At 65.8% G+C, this 14,929-nt stretch carries 17 protein-coding genes; 10 read left to right on the forward strand and 7 right to left on the reverse strand.

Annotated elements, in window-relative coordinates; translation table 11 throughout:
• Window positions 1–5 precede the first annotated feature (5 nt).
• From F4X41_03715 to F4X41_03725, 3 genes are read right to left on the reverse strand one after another with little or no spacing between them, the layout of a single operon-like run.
• Window positions 6–1,022 carry an NAD-dependent epimerase/dehydratase family protein gene (locus F4X41_03715; GenBank protein ID MYB16130.1) on the reverse strand — a complete coding sequence of 339 codons (1,017 nt, stop codon included), beginning with the start codon at window positions 1,020–1,022 and terminating at the stop codon, window positions 6–8.
• Window positions 962–1,462 carry an SH3 domain-containing protein gene (locus tag F4X41_03720; protein ID MYB16131.1) on the reverse strand — a complete coding sequence of 167 codons (501 nt, stop codon included), beginning with the start codon at window positions 1,460–1,462 and terminating at the stop codon, window positions 962–964. Before F4X41_03720 ends, F4X41_03715 begins: the two co-directional genes overlap by 61 nt.
• Window positions 1,462–2,292 (reverse strand): aspartate/glutamate racemase family protein, encoded by an 831-nt coding sequence (locus F4X41_03725; GenBank protein ID MYB16132.1) that lies wholly within the window; start codon window positions 2,290–2,292, stop codon window positions 1,462–1,464. Before F4X41_03725 ends, F4X41_03720 begins: the two co-directional genes overlap by 1 nt.
• Between F4X41_03725 and F4X41_03730 the strand changes: the two genes are divergently transcribed.
• The 10 genes from F4X41_03730 (at window position 2,222) to F4X41_03775 (ending at window position 11,119) form a co-directional block, all read left to right on the forward strand.
• Window positions 2,222–3,166: a deoxyribonuclease IV gene (locus tag F4X41_03730; GenBank protein ID MYB16133.1), complete on the forward strand. Its 945-nt coding sequence runs from the start codon at window positions 2,222–2,224 to the stop codon at window positions 3,164–3,166. The two genes, F4X41_03725 and F4X41_03730, sit on opposite strands and share 71 nt — an antisense overlap.
• 110 nt (window positions 3,167–3,276) lie before the next feature.
• The gene (locus F4X41_03735) at window positions 3,277–3,486 is read left to right on the forward strand and encodes a 50S ribosomal protein L35 (GenBank protein MYB16134.1); all 210 of its coding nucleotides are present in this window, start codon (window positions 3,277–3,279) and stop codon (window positions 3,484–3,486) included.
• A 22-nt stretch (window positions 3,487–3,508) separates the two neighbouring features.
• The gene (gene rplT / locus F4X41_03740) at window positions 3,509–3,868 is read left to right on the forward strand and encodes a 50S ribosomal protein L20 (GenBank protein ID MYB16135.1); all 360 of its coding nucleotides are present in this window, start codon (window positions 3,509–3,511) and stop codon (window positions 3,866–3,868) included.
• Window positions 3,869–3,916: 48 nt separating this feature from the next.
• On the forward strand, window positions 3,917–4,939 hold the full coding sequence (gene pheS, locus F4X41_03745; GenBank protein MYB16136.1) for a phenylalanine--tRNA ligase subunit alpha: 1,023 nt from the start codon (window positions 3,917–3,919) through the stop codon (window positions 4,937–4,939).
• A 12-nt stretch (window positions 4,940–4,951) separates the two neighbouring features.
• Window positions 4,952–7,405 carry a phenylalanine--tRNA ligase subunit beta gene (locus F4X41_03750; protein ID MYB16137.1) on the forward strand — a complete coding sequence of 818 codons (2,454 nt, stop codon included), beginning with the start codon at window positions 4,952–4,954 and terminating at the stop codon, window positions 7,403–7,405.
• An 18-nt stretch (window positions 7,406–7,423) separates the two neighbouring features.
• Window positions 7,424–7,735, forward strand: a complete 312-nt coding sequence (locus F4X41_03755; GenBank protein MYB16138.1) for a hypothetical protein — start codon at window positions 7,424–7,426, stop codon at window positions 7,733–7,735.
• On the forward strand, window positions 7,647–8,165 hold the full coding sequence (locus F4X41_03760; protein MYB16139.1) for an acyl-CoA thioesterase: 519 nt from the start codon (window positions 7,647–7,649) through the stop codon (window positions 8,163–8,165). Before F4X41_03755 ends, F4X41_03760 begins: the two co-directional genes overlap by 89 nt.
• An 86-nt stretch (window positions 8,166–8,251) precedes the next feature.
• Window positions 8,252–8,986, forward strand: a complete 735-nt coding sequence (locus F4X41_03765; protein MYB16140.1) for a PIG-L family deacetylase — start codon at window positions 8,252–8,254, stop codon at window positions 8,984–8,986.
• Between the two features lie 93 nt (window positions 8,987–9,079).
• Entirely contained in the window at window positions 9,080–10,117 is a 1,038-nt protein-coding gene (locus F4X41_03770) for a 4-oxalomesaconate tautomerase (GenBank protein ID MYB16141.1), read from the forward strand.
• Between the two features lie 42 nt (window positions 10,118–10,159).
• Window positions 10,160–11,119: a catechol 2,3-dioxygenase gene (locus F4X41_03775; GenBank protein MYB16142.1), complete on the forward strand. Its 960-nt coding sequence runs from the start codon at window positions 10,160–10,162 to the stop codon at window positions 11,117–11,119.
• A 98-nt stretch (window positions 11,120–11,217) separates the two neighbouring features.
• On the opposite strand, the gene F4X41_03780 is transcribed toward F4X41_03775, so the two are convergent.
• The 4 genes from F4X41_03780 to F4X41_03795 all read right to left on the reverse strand — a co-directional run bounded on the left by F4X41_03780 (window position 11,218) and on the right by F4X41_03795 (window position 14,901).
• The gene (locus F4X41_03780) at window positions 11,218–12,288 is read right to left on the reverse strand and encodes a mechanosensitive ion channel family protein (protein ID MYB16143.1); all 1,071 of its coding nucleotides are present in this window, start codon (window positions 12,286–12,288) and stop codon (window positions 11,218–11,220) included.
• A 148-nt stretch (window positions 12,289–12,436) separates the two neighbouring features.
• A complete protein-coding gene (locus F4X41_03785) occupies window positions 12,437–13,219 on the reverse strand; it encodes an HAD family hydrolase (protein MYB16144.1) in 783 nt (260 codons plus the stop codon).
• A complete protein-coding gene (locus F4X41_03790; GenBank protein MYB16145.1) occupies window positions 13,213–13,677 on the reverse strand; it encodes an SUF system NifU family Fe-S cluster assembly protein in 465 nt (154 codons plus the stop codon). Before F4X41_03790 ends, F4X41_03785 begins: the two co-directional genes overlap by 7 nt.
• Window positions 13,678–14,901 (reverse strand): cysteine desulfurase, encoded by a 1,224-nt coding sequence (locus tag F4X41_03795; GenBank protein ID MYB16146.1) that lies wholly within the window; start codon window positions 14,899–14,901, stop codon window positions 13,678–13,680.
• Between the last annotated feature and the right edge of the window lie 28 nt (window positions 14,902–14,929).

Raw genomic sequence — 14,929 nt, forward strand, 5'->3', positions numbered from 1 at the left:
GGAACTTAGTTCAGGGATCGGTCTGAGCTCGACTGCCCAAGGGCGTCGATCACGCTCCGGCGCAGGTCGATCTTGGGCTGCCAGCCGCACTCGCGGCGGATGCGCGAATAGTCGCCTTCCAGAAACGGGAGCGCCGACGCGGGATGCGCGGCGCCGGAGTCGACTTCGATCGGTATGCCGGCCTGGTCGCAGAAGCAAGTTACCAGTTCGGCCATCGGAACCGCATTCCCCGAGCACACGTTGTAGATGCGGCCGGGTCTCCCGCGTTCCACGATCGCGCGGTAGGCGCGGACGACGTCGCGCACGTCGGTGAGATCGCGCCAGTCGCCCAACGAACCCAGGGCCAGTCGGGGCGGCGCCCGCCCGGTGCTGATAGCAGCGACCGCGCGCGCCAGCTTTCCGGGCAGGAATTCAGCGCTCTGGCCCGGTCCGAGGTGATTGAAAGCGCGCGCGACGTGGACCTGCAGATCCGCGCCCGGGCCCCCCAGGACGGCTAGTTCGGCGGCCCGCTTGGTGGCCCCGTAGCAGTCGGCTGGTGCGGCCGGATGACTCTCGGGCAGGGGGCAGTCCGATCGTTCGACCGCGCCGTAGACCGCCGCCGAGGAGACGAGCAGCAGGCGCGAACCGGGGCTGTGCCGGGCCAGCGAGGCAAGTACGTTCAGTGTCCCCAGCAGGTTGACCGTCCAGGCCCGGCGCTGATCGGAATTGGCTTGCGCGGGAGCGGCGATCGCCGCCAGGTGGTAGGTAATCCGGGGCCGCACCTGTTCGACCGCGGCGTCGAGGGCGTCGGCGTCGGTGATGTCGCAGCTGATCCACCGGTCGGGGCTGTCCGGCTCGGTCCCTAGCCCCAGGCCAACGACGTCATCGCCCTCCCGGCGGCAGGCCGCGCTGAGCCAGCGCCCGGCGAATCCGGCCGCGCCGGTGATCAGCACCGGCGCCGTATTCGGAGTGGTGCTGCGGTTTATTCGTCCAGGACGACGAACTCTGCGGCCACCCAGCCACCGTTGGTCAATTCCAACCAGTTGTAGGTGGTTCCCGACTCCTCATTGCCGGTCAGGGAGATGACCGATCCGTCGGAAAGGGTTTCCAGGATCTCGTCGCTGAGCGAGGGTCCGGCGCGGACGTTCAGGACCCCGCCGCCGGTCGATATGGTGCCGGTCTGGAGCGGTTCCGGGACTCCCTCGGTCGGGGTTACCCGCGGCGTCGGCGTCGGGATCACGATCGGCGTCGGCGTCGGCGAGGGCGTGACCGTCACGATTGTGGGCGGCGCCGGCGTGGGAAGGTTGTCGATCTGGGACTGCAGGTCGCGGACGGTGGCTTCCAGGGCGGCCACGCGGTCCTCGACCAGAACGTCATTGGTTTCGGGCTCGGCCTGGGTCTCGCAGGCAGACAGCAGGACCGCCGCCATCGCTATGCCCAGCACGACTCCCAGGAGCCGACCGCGCAGTGCAGATTTGAGCATCAGTTAGCTCCTTCAAATAACGATTTGAGGCGAATAACGCCCTGGTGAGGACTGGAAAGGACCCGCTCGGAAAGGGCGGGCGGCAGTTTGGCGATGGCGCCGGTCATCGAATACTGGGCCAGGATCACGACGTCGCAATCTCTCGCCAGGGCCGCGGCGGCTTCGGCCACCAGCCGGTCGGCCCGGTCTTGGTCGCCGGCTTTTAAGGCCGCAAACGAATCGGCGCAGAGTACCGACGAAATCTCGACCCGCAGTCCGGCCTCCGCCGCCGCCGATTCCAGCGCCTGTTCGGCGGTCGCCACCGCCGAGGGCACCGTGGCCACGACGCCGACCCGGGTGCCACGCTGCAGGGCCGCATCGATGAGGGCGTCGTCGGCGCGGAAGAAGGGAACGTCGACGAGTTCCCCGAACTCGGCTGCCGCCGGACCGAAGCTCGAGCAAGTAAGCAGCACCGCGTCGGCCCCGGCCGTTTCGCCGTAGCGGACCAAGCTGGCCAGCCGGTCGAGCAGTTCGGGAGCCACCTCGCCGCCATTGGCGCCGAGGTCGGACAGCAACGAGTCATCCAAAATGTTGGACAGTTGGGCTTCCGGGTATAGCTCGGCGAACGCCTGGTTGATGGGCTCGACCGCCAGTTCGGTGGCGTGTACGAGCGCAATTCGGGCTGGCAATTCGGTACCGGCTAGGTGCGTTGAGGCGAAAGACAACATGTCATTTGAAATTTTATTGGCCCTCCCAATAGCGCGCCCGCGCGGGCATTGAATGGCGACCGCCCGCCCGCTGGGAGCGCACGTCTCGGCGACCGCCGCCAACAACTTCGGCCTGGACCGCATGGCCGAGCTGGGAATCGGGTGCGCGCAGGTGTTCGGCACCAACAAGATGCAGTGGAAGGCCCGCACCTACCGCCCGGAGCAAATCGCCCGGTTCCGGCGTACCGCCGTCGACGCCGGAGTCGGACCGATTTTTTCGCACGGTATTTACCTGGCGAACTTTGGTTCGCGCGAAGCCAACCCGCCGGTCTGGGAAAAATCGATCGCCGCCACGATCGCGGGACTTTCTATCTGTGAGACGCTCGGCCACGAAGGCCTCATAGTCCACCTGGGAAGCAACTACGGGTTGGGATTCGACGGCGTCCTGGACTCCGTCGTGGACGCGTTAGGCCGGGTACTGGCCGAACACGCCGGATCGGCCCGGCTGATCCTGGAAAACGCCGCCGGCAGCGCCCGCATCATCGGCGGACGGGTGTCGGAACTCGGGCTGGTGATCGACGGGCTGGGTGGGGACCCCCGTTTGGGAGTCTGCATCGATACCGCGCACGCGTTTGCATTCGGCTACGATCTGCGCCAGAGTTCCGGGATCGGCGGGCTCGCCGACGACATTGACCGTTCCGGGATCGGCGACCGCCTGCAGGTTATGCACGTTAATGATTCGAAGGTCGATTGCGGTCAGCTGCGCGACCGCCACGCGAACCTGGGCGAGGGTTTTATCGGAATCGACGGCATAGCCCAGACCGTGCGCCACCCGCTGTTCGCCGGGCTCCCGCTGGTACTCGAAACGCCGGGGTTTTCGGGCGGCGGCCCGGACGCGGCCAATGTGGCCTTGCTGGAGATTGCGGCGGGACGCCGCCAGGGTAACCCGGATGAGATCGTGGAATTGGCCCGACAGGGCGAATTTGCGGTCCCGGACGAGGTTTCGCCGGACCAATAGGGGCCGCCTTCAAACAGGCCGTCGGCGACCCTCTCCCAAGAAGGGAACCGCGCCAACCGTGCTAGAATCGCCCCTGTTTTGCCCGCCCCGGTTTAGCCGCACACCCAGGTATTACTGTGCCGAAAATAAAAACCCGCAAAGCGGCGGCCAAGCGCATCCGCGTGACCCGCAATGGCAAGATGCTGCACGCCAAAGGCACCGCCGGCCACCTGCGCGGCAAGAAAAGCTACCGCGCGCGCAAGGCAAAGCACGTCCCGCGCAAGCTCTCGCCCGCGTTCGCCAAGCGCGTCCGGGCGATGCTGAACCCCAAATCGCTTTAACCGCTAAAACAAGCAAGCACTAATGGCCCGAGCAACCAATGCCGTCGCCCGGCATCGCCGACACCGCCGCCTGATAAAGCTGGGCAAGGGGCGCTACGGTACCCGCCACCGCCTTTTCCGGGTGGCCAAGGAAGCCGAGCGGCACGCCCAGGACTACGCCTACATCGGGCGCCGGTTGCGCAAGCGCGACCTGCGCCGGCTGTGGATCATGCGGATCAATGCCGCCGCCCGGGCCAATGGCCTTCCCTACGGTCGCTTCATCGCCGGACTGCGCAAGGCCGAAATCGCGGTGGACCGCAAGATGCTGGCCGAGCTGGCGGTCAAGCACCCGCGCGTGTTCGCCGTCCTCTGCGCCTCGGCCGCCAAGGCCCTGGCCGCCTAACCGCACGTACGGGCGAATCGGGCAACCTCCCCGATACAGCAGATTCCCATGCAAGACCGCCTGGCGGAACTGACCGCCCGCGCCGCCGCCGAGCTGGCGACGACCGAGCGGGCCGGCCTGGAAGATTGGCGGTTGGCCTACCTGGGCCGTTCCGGCGAACTCACTGCGCTGCTGCGCCAGATCGGCAAACTGCCGGCCTCAGAGCGCCCTGAAGCCGGCCGCGCCGCCAATGCAGTGCGCGACGAATTGACCCAGGCCCTGGAGGAACGACGCCGCCAGCTGGCGCGATCGGGCCTAGAGCCGCTGGACGTGACCATGCCCGGGTTTGCCGCCCGCACCGGCGGTCTGCACCCGATCACGGCCACCATCAACGAGATTCGCCAGGTGCTGGCGCGGATCGGCTTTCGCAGCGTGGCCAGTACGGAAGTCGAATCCGACGACTACAACTTCTCAAAGCTCAACATTCCCGAGGGCCATCCGGCCCGCGCGATGTGGGACACGTTTTTCATCGATGCGCCCGGTTATCCCGGCCAGATGCTGCTGCGCACCCACACCTCACCGGCCCAGGCGCGGGTCATGGAGCAGATTCCGCCTCCGGTGCGGATCATCGTTCCGGGCAAGGTCTTCCGTTATGAGGACGTCGACGCTTCGCACGAGGCGATGTTCCATCAGGTCGAGGGACTGGCCATCGATACCGGCATTACCATGGCCGATCTGCGCGGCACGCTCGAATTCTGCGTGCGTGCGATGTTCGGACACGATCGCAAGGTCCGGATCCGCGGTAGCTATTTCCCCTTCACCGAACCCTCATGCGAAGCCGACATGTCCTGCCCGTTCTGTCGGCAACGCGGTTGCCGGGTGTGCGGGAACTCGGGCTGGGTGGAACTTTTGGGCGCCGGCATGGTCCATCCGAACGTGCTTGCCAAGGTTGGCTACGACCCGGATCGTTACTGCGGATTTGCATTCGGTATGGGCGTTGAACGGATAGCTATGATCCGGCACGGGATCGACGACATCCGGCACTTCTATCGCAACGACCTGCGCTTCCTGCGCCAGTTCGCAACCATCTGAAGGCCGTACGGGATGCGCGTACCACTGCTCTGGCTGGCCGATTACGTCGACCTCGAAGTCGGCGCGGAGGCGGTTGCCGAGCGGCTCACGATGGCGGGCATCGAAGTCGGGCGCGTCGAATCGGTCGGCGCGCATTGGGGTGCGGCCGTGCGGGTTGGCGAGGTGCTTTCGATCGACCCTCATCCCAACGCCGACCGGCTGCTGTTGGTGACCGTTGATTTCCGCGACGGGCAGATTCAGGTCGTAACCGGCGCAGCCAATTTCTCGGTCGGCGACCGGGTACCGCTGGCCCAGGTCGGGGCGATGCTCTACAACGCCTACAAAGAGGATCGACCGCTTGAGGAGCTCCGGCCGGCCAAGCTGCGCGGCGTGGAGAGCCGCGGGATGATCTGCTCCGGCGCAGAACTGGGAATTTCGGACGATCACTCTGGGATCCTGGTGCTCCCCCCGGATGCGCCGGTCGGTGCGGAACTGGGTACCTACCTGGGCGGAGAGGCAATCGAGCTGGACCTCAAGCCCGACCGCGCCGACTGCCTTTCCATGCTTGGCGTGGCCCGCTACGTGGCCGGCCTGTTCGAGCGCCCGTTCAAGAGTCCGCAGCTTGGCGATCACCGAATGCCGGAGCCACCCCCAGCGCTAGAGGTGTCGATCGAGGATTCCACCGACTGCCCGCGCTACTCGGTCGCCTATCTGACCGACATTCAGATCGGGCCGTCGCCGGATTGGCTGGCCAGACGCCTGGAGGCGGCCGGACAGCGTCCGATCAACAACATCGTCGACATCACCAACTTCGTCATGCTCGAGTACGGTCAGCCGCTGCACGCGTTCGACCGGGACAAACTCGCCGGCGAATTTATCGGCGTGCGGCGCGCCCGCTCCGGCGAGGAGCTCCTGACGCTGGACCAGAATCTGCGCCAGCTCTCCGAGGAAGACCTGGTGATCGTCGATGCCGACGGGCCGGTCGGCCTCGCCGGGGTCATGGGCGGCATCTCCTCCGAGGTCACCGCAGAGACCCGGACCATCCTGCTGGAATCGGCCAACTTCTCGTCGCGCCGGATCCGCAACACCGCGCGCCGCCTGGGCCTGCCCAGCGAGGCGGCGCGACGCTTTGAGCAGCGGCTCTCGCCGGAAACGACCGTCCCGGCCCTGCGCCGGGCGATCGGCTTGGCCGAGGAAATGGGCGCCGGTCGCGGACAGGACGTCTGGGCCGATGCGTACCCAGACCCGGAACCTGAGCGGAAGATTAGGTTCGATCCGGGCCAGATAAAGCGCCTATTGGGCGTGGACTATCCGCGAGACGTCGTAGTCGGCGCGCTGCGGCGGGCCGGATTCGATGTTGCCGAAATGGAAGCGGAGCTCGCCGTTGCGGTGCCCCACTACCGGGGCGATGTCTCCGGATCCGCGGACCTGGTGGAGGAAGTGGCGGCCATGATCGGGTTCGATTCGATACCGGCCAGCCTGCCCAGCGGCGGGCTGCCCGACACGATCCCGCAGGAGTACGACGACCGAATCGAGCTCGCCCGCATCGCGATGGTCGCGGCCGGGTACCAGGAGGCAATCACCTACACCTTGACCAGCCCGGAGCGCCTCGCGGCCATCTACTGCGACCAGGACGCCGAAACCGACGACCTAGGCGCCCGGTTGGACGATCTGCTCATGCCCCGCGACGCGGTTCCCCTGGCGGTGCACAACCCGCTGCGGTCCGAGGAGAGCGTGCTCAAGACCTCCGCCCTGCCGCACCTGCTGGAGGCGCTGTCGTCCAACGCCCGCTATTTCGATGCCGACGTCGCCCTCTTTGAGATCGGCAAGATCTACATCCCGCGAAACGGGGAACTTCCCGATGAACGCACCGTCCTAACCGCGCTCCTGGGACCGCAGTTGAGCCTGCCGGCGCGGCAGGGGCAGCGGGCGTCAACTTTCTTCGATGCGCGCGGGGCAGCGGAGCAGGTTCTGCGCAGGTTCAACCTGGTTGCGGGTTTTGCCCCCTGCGCGCATCCGGTTTTCTCGCCCGGACGGGCGGCCGCGATCAGCATTGGCGAGACACTCATCGGCGCGGTCGGGCAGCTGAATCCAGCGGTGCTGGAACGCTTTTCGGTGGACGGTGCCGCCCACGCGGTGCTGCTGAGCCTGGACCGGCTGCTGGGCTCATTCCCGGGACCGGCCCAGTTCGCCAACCTCCCGCGCTATCCGGCGGTCCTGCGCGATCTCTCGATCGTGATCGATCCCGCCCACCCTTCGTCCGCGGTCGAAGACTTGATCCGCAGTTCCGGCCGACCGCTGATCGAATCGGCGCGGTTGGTGGACGAATACCGCGGCGACCAGGTTCCGCAGGGCATGCGCGGACTCACCTACGCCATCACCTACCGCGATGCGGGCAAGACTCTGACCGAGAAAGCGGTCGATCGCCGCCACCGCGGAGTGGTGAAGGCCCTGGGAGCAAAGTTCGGCGCCAAGCTGCGCGCCTAAAGCGCGACAGCCTGAACGATGGAAGTCGTGTTCTTCCTGCTGCTGGCCGGCGCGGCGGCGGCGTTCAGCTGGGGTCTCATCAAGCGCGAATGGGGTTGGTTCCTGCTGGCCGGGTTCCTGGCGGTGTCCTTCGCGATGCTTCTGCCGGTCAGCAGTCCGACCGCCCTGGTGGCCCTGCTGGGCCTATTTAGCTGGACCGGAGGGATCCTGATGCGCTACCGGCGCGGCCGCGGGCAGCTTTTTGATTCGATGCTGCTGGCAATGCCGGCCCTGCTGGCCTACTTCCGCTTCGTCGACGTCTACGGCGGCTGGATCAGAGGGCATTTCTAGAGTGCCGAATGCTTGCGACGGAGAGTCTTCGCCGATTGTCCACCGCGAGCTGATCAGGGCGCGGTTCACCGATGCCGACGCCCAGGGCGCCGTTCACCATTCGACCTACGTGAAGTGGCTCGAGGAAGCCAGGCTGGGCTGGTTGCGCAGCTGCGGCATCCCCTACCGCCAGACGTTCGCGGGGCGCGGCTTGGCGATCGTGGTCGCCGAGCTCTCCCTCAAATTCGTGAACCTGACTACTTTCGAGGATCAGATTCTGGTCTCGATTCGATTAGCCAAGGGCAACCGCGCGCGGCTCGACCTCGAATACGAACTGCACCGCGCCGGTGGCGAGCTGGTGGCCACCGCCCGGACCAGGCTCGCATTCGTCGACGCCAACGGCCGCCCGATCCGCTTGCCGCGCGGACACCCGCTGCTGGAAATCCTCTGACCGGGACCGCCACCCGTCGCCACCTATTGAATAATTCTGCGGATATGCCCGCGGGTTGGTCGGGACAAAGGGCGGGGAATTCCTAGATGACGGAAAAGAAGTCCGCACTGGTCATCAGCGCCCATGCGGCTGATTTTGTGTGGCGCTGCGGCGGAGCGATCGCCCTGCACCGGACGCTGGGCTATGAGCTGACCGTCGTTTGTCTGAGCTTCGGCGAGCGTGGCGAAAGCGCCAGTCTGTGGAAAAGCGGATCGCTGACCCTGGATCAGATCAAGGCCGAGCGCCGCGGCGAGGCCGAAAACGCAGCCGCCGAACTCGGCGTACACGAACTGGAGTTTCTCGATCTCGGCGACTACCCGCTGGTCATCGACCGCAGCGCAATGGACCGTCTGGTCGATATCGTCAGGTCGGTACAACCCCGGTTCATGCTCTCGCATTCGCGTTACGACCCATACAACACCGATCACATGCACGCCACCAAGGCCGCCATCGAGGCCCGCATGATCGCCCAGGCTTGGGGGCACAATCCCGGTCAGAAGGTGCTCGGCGCACCGCAGCTCTACCTGTTCGAGCCCCACCAGACCGAACAAATGGGCTGGGTTCCTAACGTGTTCCTGGACGTAACGTCGGTCTGGGACCGGAAGCGCGCCGCAATCGAATGCATGAAGGGGCAGCAACATCTCTGGGACTACTACCAGAATGTTGCCGAAAACCGCGCCAATCACTTTCGGCGCAACTCCGGTGGCCAGGCCGGCGGGCGCCGGGCCCGCTACGCCGAGGGCTTCGAAGCCGTCTTTCCGCGATGCGTGGACGAACTGTGATTGGGGCGGCGGCCGGCATCGGGCGCGTCGCGCACCGCCCGCGCCCCGGGCACTTCCGGCGGGGGCCCAGCGGTGGCTGACTCCGCCCGCTGCATGTGGATGCGCGGGGGGACCTCGAAAGGCGCATTCTTCCTGGCCGAGGACCTGCCGGCGGAGCCGGCCGAGCGGAGCGGCTTTCTCCTTTCGATCATGGGCTCGCCGGACGTGCGCCAGATCGACGGTATGGGCGGCGCCGATCCGCTTACGTCGAAGGTGGCGGTGGTGCGGACGTCCGATCGCCCGGGGATCGACGTCGACTACCTGTTCCTGCAGGTCGGGGTCGATACGCCGCTGGTCTCGGACTCACAGAACTGCGGGAACATGCTGGCCGGAGTCGGCCCGTTCGCAATCGAGCGGCGGCTGGTGGAGCCCGACGCCGACGTGACCCGGGTTTCAATTCACATGCAAAACACCGGGCAGGTGGCGGTGGCCACGGTGGAAACCCCCGCCGGCCGGGTCAATTACTACGGCGCTGCCACCCTGGACGGAGTGCCCGGCGGGGCGGCACCGGTGCCGCTGGAATTCAGGGACACTGCCGGTTCCACGTGCGGCAGCCTCCTGCCAACCGGGAACGTGATCGATGACGTCGCGGGACTTGCCGTGACCATGATCGACAACGGGATGCCCTGCGTGATCCTGGCCGCCGCCGACCTGGGCCTTAGCGGTCGCGAGACGCGCACCGAGCTGGAAGCCGACACCGAGCTCAAAAAGCGTCTGGAAGATATCCGGCTACGGTGTGGGCCGCTGATGAACCTGGGCCGCGTGGAGTCGAAAACGGTTCCGAAGATGACTCTGGTGAGTCCGGCGCGCGCCGGCGGGGCGATTTCGACGCGGACGTTCATCCCGCACCGCTGCCACGCCAGCATCGGCGTATTCGGTGCGGTCAGCGTCGCCACCGCGTGCCTGCTCGAAGGCTCGGTTGCCGCCGCCAGCGCGGACCTTCCGGCCGGATCGGCCAAGGAGCTGGACATCGAGCACCCCAGCGGGCGCGCCACGGTCCGGTTGATCCTAGACGCCGGCGGAGTGGTGGAAAGTGCCGCGATCCTGCGGACGGCGCGCAAGCTTTTTGACGGTACAGTCTTTGCCCGTTAGGCATTTGGCGATGAATCTAACCCGGAATTGCAGGTCGGCACGATGACCGAACCCTGCTTTGACGTCGCCCATCTGGGCCATGTTGAGCTTTACAGCGACAAGTTCGAGGAAAGCCTCGACTTCTTCACCCGCGTATACGGCTTGACCGAGACCGCCCGCGAAGGCGATAGCTCCTACCTGCGCGCGTTCGACGACTACGAGCACCACACTCTCAAGCTGACCCGGTACGAGCGCACCGGCGTGGGCCACATCGCCTACCGCTGCACCTCGGCGCCGGCGCTGCAGCGCCGGGTGGCGGCGATTGAGGCCGCCGGTTACGGCGGACACTGGATCGACGGGGACCTGGGCCACGGCCCGGCCTATCGATTCCAGGACCCGTTCGGGCACGCGTTCGAGCTCTACTGGGAGACCGACGGCTACGAGCCGCCCGCGGAACAGCGGCCGGCGTTAAAGAACCTGGCCCAGCGCTATCACGGTCAGGGCTGCTGCCCGCGAAGGCTGGACCATGTAAATCTGCTGGCCGACGACGTGACGGCATTCCGGGATTTCATGGTTTCCTGTTTGGGCTCGAGGGTTACCGAACAAATCCTGCTCGACAACGGCCGCCTGGCCGGCTGCTGGTTCACGGTCAACAACAAGACCTACGATCTGGCCTGCACCGAAGAACACGGCGGCGGCAGCGGAAGATTCCACCATCTCACGTATGCAATCGACCAGCGCGAGGACGTTCTGCGGGCGGCGGACATCTTCCTCGAAAACGGCGTCCACATCGAAACCGGCCCGCACAAACACGCCATCCAGGGGACGTTTTTCCTCTACGTGTGGGAACCGGCCGGCAACCGGGTGGAACTGGCGAATTCGGGCGCGCGCCTGATCCTGCGGCCGGACTGGGAGACCGTTACCTGGACCGAGGCCGAACGCAAGAAGGGCCAAGCCTGGGGACTAAAGACCATAGAGACCTTCCACACCCACGGGACACCCCCAACAGAACACTCCCGCTAGCAGCCAAAGGCCCTTCCGGCAGCCTCAGGGTCGACCGTTAGACGTTGGCCGCGTCCAACTTTTTGGGGCAGCCCGCGAGATTGCTCCCGCCCTTTGCTTTACTCCCCGGCGGTTGGGAGTTCGCCGGCGATATGCACCGCCCGGGTCGGGAAAGCGAACTCGATTCCCGCCGCCCGGAACCGGTCAAGCAGTTCAAGGTTGATCGCCTGCTGGGTGTCCATGAAGACGGCGAAATTGGTAGTCGCCATGTAGTAAACGGCTTCGATTTGCAGTGCCGACTCGCCGAACCCTTTGAAGTGGGCCCGATCGAACCTGGCCTCGGGATGTCGCTCGACCGCTTCCTTGATCATTCCCGGGATGGCCTCGATCTGCTCCGCAGCAGTGTCGAAGGTGATGTTTAGCGAAAGGACGGCCCGGCGCCGGTTCATCCTGCCGAAGTTGCGCAACGGCGATCCGAGCATGTCGCTGTTGCTATAGACGAGCTGCTCTCCGGTGGGGCTGCGCAGGTGCGTGGTCTTGATGCCGATCCGCTCAACGCTGCCGGCCGCACCCTTCACTGAAACGAAATCGCCGACCGCAAAAGGGCGGTCCAAGAGGATTGCCAGCGAGGCAAAGAGATCGCTGAGGATGCTCCGTGCCGCCAAGCCGATCGCGATGCCGCCGACGCCGAGTCCGGCCACCAGGGTCGTGATCTCGACCCCGATGTTGTCCAGAAACAGCACCGCCAGGATCGACCAGAGGAGCAGGGTGACCAGGTAGCGGGCAGCCGCGATCGCGCCGGGGCTGGCAAAGTCCGGGTCGCTTTCGAGGCGGCGGCGCACCAGAAACGTCAACGCGGCCCTGCCCCACAATCCGATTTGAATGAACACCACCGCGACGATGGCGACGTTGAGTCCCCGCTCCAAGAAGCCCGGCAGCTCCAAATTCAAGAGACCGGCGAACAGGGCGACCAAGAAGATCACCGGGACGCTTGACTGTCGCTGGATGGAGGCCGCGAAGCTGCGCAGCGGAGTCGCCGCCCCCTGTTGCGGGCCGCGTTCGGTAAAGCGGACCATGCCCCAGCGCAATATCAGCAGGACGATAAGCACGACCACGAAGGTCGACCCCGCCAAGATCCAATCGCCGGCGGTGTTGTCGGCCAGCGCCTGTACGTCCCAATCGATGTTCATTTGCCAGTCCTTTGCGAAGTCGCGCGCCGGGGATTTGCGCTTGCGGTCAATTCACGCGTTGTCTGTTGATTCTTGCCGGGTCGGGTCGATTTGATTTCGGTAGCGGCGGGATCGACCCGAAGGCCGCACCCCGATCCTGCCGGGCCGGCTATTGTGCGGTGCCCCCAAAAGCGGCCTGTCCGGGGTTCCGAACCGGGACCCGGCGATGCTCAAGCAGCGCTTCGAGCAACTCCGCGGCCTCTTTGATGCCGCCGACCTCCCAGGTCGGCTCGGGTCCATCATCCGGGAGGGTGATGCCGCCGTGATTTATCCAGAGCGATTGCATCCCGCTGGCGTTGGCGCCGGCGACGTCGGTGTAGGGGTTGTCGCCGATCATCAGGGTCTCGGCGGGGGAAGACCCGGTAACCGCCAGGGCCAGCTCGAATATGCGCGGGTCCGGCTTCCAGATGCCGTGCTCGTGGCTGACGAATATCCCGTTGAACCGGCCGTCGTCCAATCCCAGCTGGGACAGTTTGGGACGCTGGATGCGCGCGTAGCCGTTGGTGATGATGCAGCGTGGCATCCCGTCGGTGGCTTCAAGCATGCGCGGGGCGTCAGGATGAAGCCGGTTGGCCGTATCAAAGTGAGCGTCGATATCGTCGCAGAGCGCGGCGACCAGCGCCCCGTCCACTATTCCCAGGTCGGCCAGTGGCTTGATGAACCAGTCAGCCTGCTCGGCTTCCTCCCAGGCGTGGCGGGCCATCAGGTCCCTTATAAAGGCGATCGTTCCGTCGGCGGCGCGGCGGCGCAGGCCATCGGGCAAACCGCGGGCCGCTCTCTCATATGCGCCGCGCATCCGGGTGCGCATGCGGTAGTCGTAGTCGAGCAATACGTCGTCGAGATCGAATACCACCGCCCGGATTCTCGGTAGCGGTCGGCTATCGCTCAAGATTGGATCTCGTCCGAGTAGACGCTTTCGGTGTCTTCACCGTCCCTGCTCTCGGCGCCGACCTGCAACGCGTTCCAGGCCAGGGTCGCACACTTAATCCGCACCGGATAGCGGTTTACTCCCTGCAGCGCTTCAAGATCGCCGAGCGATTCGAGATCTAATTCGGCTTCGCCGGTGAACATCGCCCGGACGCTGGCGGCCAACTCCAGGGCTTCCGTCAGCGGCTTGCCCATTACCGCCTCGGTGAGCATCGATGCCGAGGCCTGCGAGATCGAGCAGCCATGGCCGTCGAAGGCGACCGCGTCGATTCGGCCGCCGTTTAGGCGGACCGTTATCTCGATGTCGTCGCCGCAAAGCGGGTTGTAGCCGCGCGCGGTTATGTCGGGATCCTCGACATGCCCCTTGTGCCGCGGACTGCGGTAGTGGTCGAGGATGATCTCGCGGTAAAGGTCGTCGAGCACCTAGCCGAAGAACTCCCGGGCTTTGCCGATCCCGGCAATAAGGGCATCGATCTCGTTTTCGGTGTTGTAAAGGTAGAAACTGGCGCGGGCGGTCGAGCCGACTCCCAGCGCCCCCATCAATGGTTGGGCGCAGTGGTGTCCGGCGCGGACCGCGATGCCCTCGCTGTCCAGGACTTGGCCCAAGTCGTGCGGGTGCAGGCCCTCGAGGTTGAAGGAGATTACCCCGCCGCGGAATCTGGGATCGGGCGGACCGTAGATCTGCAGGTCGGGGATCTCGGCCAGCCTCGGCAGCGCGTATTCGGTCAGGCGCTGCTCGTGTTCCCAGATTTCCTGCAGGCCGATGGCGGCCAGATAGTCGGCGGCCACCCCCAGCCCGATAGCGCCGGCGATGTCCGGCGTACCGGCTTCGAATTTGTATGGCAGCCGGTTCCAGGTCGATCCCTCCATCGCAACCGTGGCGATCATGTCGCCGCCGCCCTGGTAGGGTTCGGCTTCCTCGAGCAGCTCGCGCTTGCCGTAGAGTCCGCCGATTCCGGTTGGGCCGAGCATCTTGTGGCCCGAAAAGGCCAGGAAGTCGACGTCCTGGGCAACAACGTCGATGGGTTGGTTGGGGACCGACTGGGCGCCGTCGACGACCAGCACGGCGCCGACCGCGTGGGCCAGGGAAGCGAGCTCGGCAACGTCCAGGGTCACGCCCAGAACGTTGGACATAGCGGTCAGCGCCACTACCTTGGTCCGCTCCGAGATCAGGGCCGCGAATTCGGCGGGCTCCGGTCGCCGCCGGTGATCTTGCAGCGAATACCAGCGCAGTTTCGCGCCGGTCTGATCGCACACCAGTTGCCAGGGAACGATATTGGAGTGGTGCTCGATGTTGGTGACCAGGACCTCGTCGCCGGGTCCCAGTCGCGGCCGCGCCCAGGCCTGGGCGACCAGGTTGAGCCCCTCGGTCGCTCCCCGGACCCAGACCAGTTCGGCCGGGTCGGCGGCTCCGATCAGATTTGCCACCTTGACCCTGGCCTGTTCATAGGCATCGGTCGCCAGCTGGCTCAGGTGGTGGATCCCGCGGTGTACGTTGGAATGCGTGTTTTCGTAGTAATCGTCCAGCGCGGCGATGACCGGGGCGGGCTTTTGCGAGGAGGCGGCGTTGTCGAGGTATACGAGTTTCTTGCCGGCGATCCGTCGGCCCAGGATCGGGAAATCGGCCCGCAGGGCCTGCGGGTCCAGTCCCGGGGAGCTCGGATGGACCAGCTTT

This window comes from Chloroflexota bacterium, assembly GCA_009840625.1.
Lineage (GTDB): Bacteria > Chloroflexota > UBA11872 > UBA11872 > VXNJ01 > VXNJ01.